Below are 2975 nucleotides of genomic sequence, written 5' to 3'. Positions count from 1 at the left end.
GGTCCTCGGTCGTCAAGGTCACGGGCTGGGCGAGCGCTTCCCAGCGGATCGAGGCTTCGAACCCGTCGGCGGAGGCCTCCAGTCCTGCCTTGGTGAGTCTCGCGGCGATCGGTCCGGCCGCAGCGATCTGGGTCGCCACCTCGATCGCGTGGGCGACCACGTCCTCGGCGACACCGGAGACGAGGCCCCATTCGCGCGCTTCAACGGCGTGGACGTCCCGCCCGGTGAAGAGCATCTCCCGGGCGCGTGACTGCCCGATCGCGTCCGGAAGCAGGAAGGTCGCCGCCATCCCCGGGTGGGTGCCGAGGTAGATGAAGGGCGTGCTCAACACGGCCGCCGGGCTCGCGAACCGCACGTCGCACGAGAGTGCCAGGCACAGGCCTGCGCCGACCGCCGGGCCGTTCACGGCCGCTATCACAGGGAACGGCAGCTGTCGGGGGCGAAGCCAGCTCTCGTAGAACGGCAACATCCGATGACGCAATCGGTCGATCGTGGTGTCCGGGTTGCCCTGATCGAGCCAGGAGAGGTCGGCGCCGGCGCAGAAGGATGTACCTGCTCCAGTCACGACCAGGCATCTCACTTCGCTGTCGTCGCACAGCTCGTCGAGGGCGCGGTCCCACTCCCGCGTCAGCTCGACATTCATCGCATTGCGCGTCCCCGGGCGGTTGAGCGTGAGAAGAGCGACGCCGGTGGTCGGCCGCGAGACAAGGATTGCGTCGGTGCTCAACTGCTTCACCACGTGGGCAGAGCCTTCGTCAGCTCGGGTGCGCTCTCCGAGTCGACGACCGCAATGGTCCAGGGCTCACCAGTAGCGTCGTGGACCAGCTCGAGGCCCGGCATCAGGGCGTTGAGTTCCGCCAACACGGTGCGCAGCACGTCGTGGCGCAGCGTGTAGTAGTGGTTGCGCCCGCGCTTGCTGACCTCCACCAGACCGGCCTGGGTGAGGATGCGGATGTGGTACGAGATCGTCGGCCGCGAGATGGACAGGAGGTCGTCGAGGGCAGAACCGGCGAGCTCGGGCGTCTCGGCCATGTGGCGGACGATGGTCCATCGGACCGGGTCGCCGAGTGCTTTGAACGCCTCCGGCGCGGATGAGCGCTCAGGCTCCATGGTTGGTCCTCCATAGTGCGGTCGATGTGTTGAACCCTATCGAACTACAAATGCACCCGGTGCGGCAATGATTTTGCGGAACGAGTGTGACGGCGAAGTTCGATAGATCTAGAACCTAGGCGGCGTTCGGGCAGCCGAAATTTAAGTAACACGTGTCACCAAAGTATTGAGTTCGATGATTCCTTCGCTGTAGTGTCAGCGACGCAGTGGTGTGAGTCACACCTTCTGCGCACCGACTGACACGCACGGATGGAGACGGCAGTGACGATCGCGGCACCGGAGACCACGCTCAAGGTCGGATGGATCGGGCTTGGCAGTCAGGGCGGCCCGATGGCCCGCGTGCTTGCGAACTCCGGCTTCCCCGTCCAGCTGTGGGCGCGCCGCCCCGAGGCCCTCCAGGAGTACGCCGACACGGCCGCCACCAGCGCGGCCACGTCGGCGGACCTCCTGGTCGACAAGGACGTGGTGGTGCTCGTCGTGCGCGACGACGACGACGTGAAGGACGTGCTCCTCGGTCAGTGGCGTCCTGGGGGCGAGGAGTCCGGTGCTGATGCTCCGATCGCCGCGATGAAGCGTGGCTCAGTCATCGTCATCCACTCGACGGTCCACCCGGACACGGTCCGAGAGATCGAGAAGGTCGCAGCGGGCTACGGCGTCGGTGTGGTGGACGCGCCCGTGAGTGGGGGTGGCCACGCGGCGGAGGACAAGTCGCTCCTGGTCATGACCGCCGGCGATCCTGTGGCGGTCGCGAAGGTCAAGCCGATCCTCGAGCAGTACAGCAACCTGATCCCGCACCTCGGTCCCGTGGGGGCTGCGCAGAACGCGAAGATCATCAACAACTTCCTGCTGACGGCCAACATGGGGGTCGCCGAGAGCGCCTTCGCCATCGCAAAGYAGGTCGGAGTGGACCCCACGAGCCTGAAGCTCGTCCTCACCAACGGCTCCGGCCGCAGCTTCGGGGTCAACATGGTCGGTGGCGACGACTGGGATCTCAGCGGATCCGCCGGCACGGCCGGCCCGCTCCTGCAGAAGGACACCCGACTCATGGTCGCGCTCGCCGAAGCGGCGGGGGCCGAGGTGGGTGTCGCACTCGCGGCGGCCGAGTCCGCCCTCCACAACATGGGCCTCGAGCTCTGAGGCTCCGCTTCACGCACGTCGCTCTTCGCATCAACGACATCAACCACCAAACACATGACGAGGAAATGAGGGGGCACCATGGGCCTGCCTGACAACGCACAACTGATCTCCGTCGACGATCACGTGATCGAGCACCCGCGCGTGTGGCTCGACCGCCTGCCCGCGAAGTACAAGGACGTGGCGCCCCGGATCGAGACGCTGCCGGACGGCAACGACGCGTGGATCTACGAGGGCGACGTGCGAGGCAACTTCGCGCTGAATGCCGTTGCCGGCAAGCATCCGCGGGAGTTCGGAATGGACCCGCGCTCCTACGGCGACATGCGCGACGGCTGCCACGACATCAAGAGCCGACTCGCCGACATGGACATCGAGGGCGTACACGCCCAGATGTGCTTCCCGAACATGGGCGGCTTCGCCGGGTCGACGTTCTGGCAGTCGAAGGACAAGGAGCTCGGTTCCGCGTGCATCAGCGCCTACAACGACTTCATCCTCGATGAGTGGTGCGCCTACGACCCAGGTCGTCAGATCCCGCTCGTGATGATCCCGTTCTGGGACGTCGCCGCGTCGGTCAAGGAGATCGAGCGGACGGCCGCCAAGGGCGCGAAGTCGGTCACCTTCCTCGAGGCGCCGCACAAGCTCGGCCTGCCCTCGTTCCACACCGACCATTGGGACCCGATCTTCAAGGCCGCCGAAGAGGCGGACCTCCCGTTGTCGGCGCACTTCGGCTC

4 protein-coding genes are annotated in these 2975 nt (G+C 66.3%); 2 read left to right on the top strand and 2 right to left on the bottom strand.

The genetic code is table 11. The annotated features are described in order from the left end of the window. Together ACXJKL_RS18385 and ACXJKL_RS18380 are read right to left on the bottom strand one after the other, a co-directional pair. On the bottom strand, positions 1-739 hold a 739-nt coding region (locus tag ACXJKL_RS18385), incomplete at its 3' end, for an enoyl-CoA hydratase/isomerase family protein (protein WP_457208447.1). Then, positions 733-1110 carry an ArsR/SmtB family transcription factor gene (locus ACXJKL_RS18380; RefSeq protein WP_457208446.1) on the bottom strand — a complete coding sequence of 126 codons (378 nt, stop codon included), beginning with the start codon at positions 1108-1110 and terminating at the stop codon, positions 733-735. The genes ACXJKL_RS18380 and ACXJKL_RS18385, both read right to left, overlap by 7 nt. 249 nt (positions 1111-1359) lie before the next feature. Between ACXJKL_RS18380 and ACXJKL_RS18375 the strand changes: the two genes are divergently transcribed. Both ACXJKL_RS18375 and ACXJKL_RS18370 read left to right on the top strand, forming a co-directional pair. Beyond that, complete coding sequence (locus ACXJKL_RS18375; RefSeq protein ID WP_457208445.1) at positions 1360-2247, top strand: NAD(P)-dependent oxidoreductase; 888 nt, start codon at positions 1360-1362, stop codon at positions 2245-2247. 78 nt (positions 2248-2325) lie between these two features. Further along, positions 2326-2975 (top strand): amidohydrolase family protein (locus ACXJKL_RS18370; RefSeq protein ID WP_457208444.1); only part of this gene is annotated, 650 nt, incomplete at its 3' end.

Source organism: Nocardioides sp. P5_C9_2, assembly GCF_054049555.1.
The sequence above is the reverse complement of the archived record's forward strand: the minus strand, read 5'-3'. Positions and strand labels throughout refer to the sequence as shown.

What these genes read in the sequence shown, in the direction of transcription:
- ACXJKL_RS18380 (WP_457208446.1), bottom strand. Translation starts at nt 1,110, where the DNA reads ATGGAGCCTGAGCGCTCATCCGCGCCGGAGGCGTTCAAAGCACTCGGC.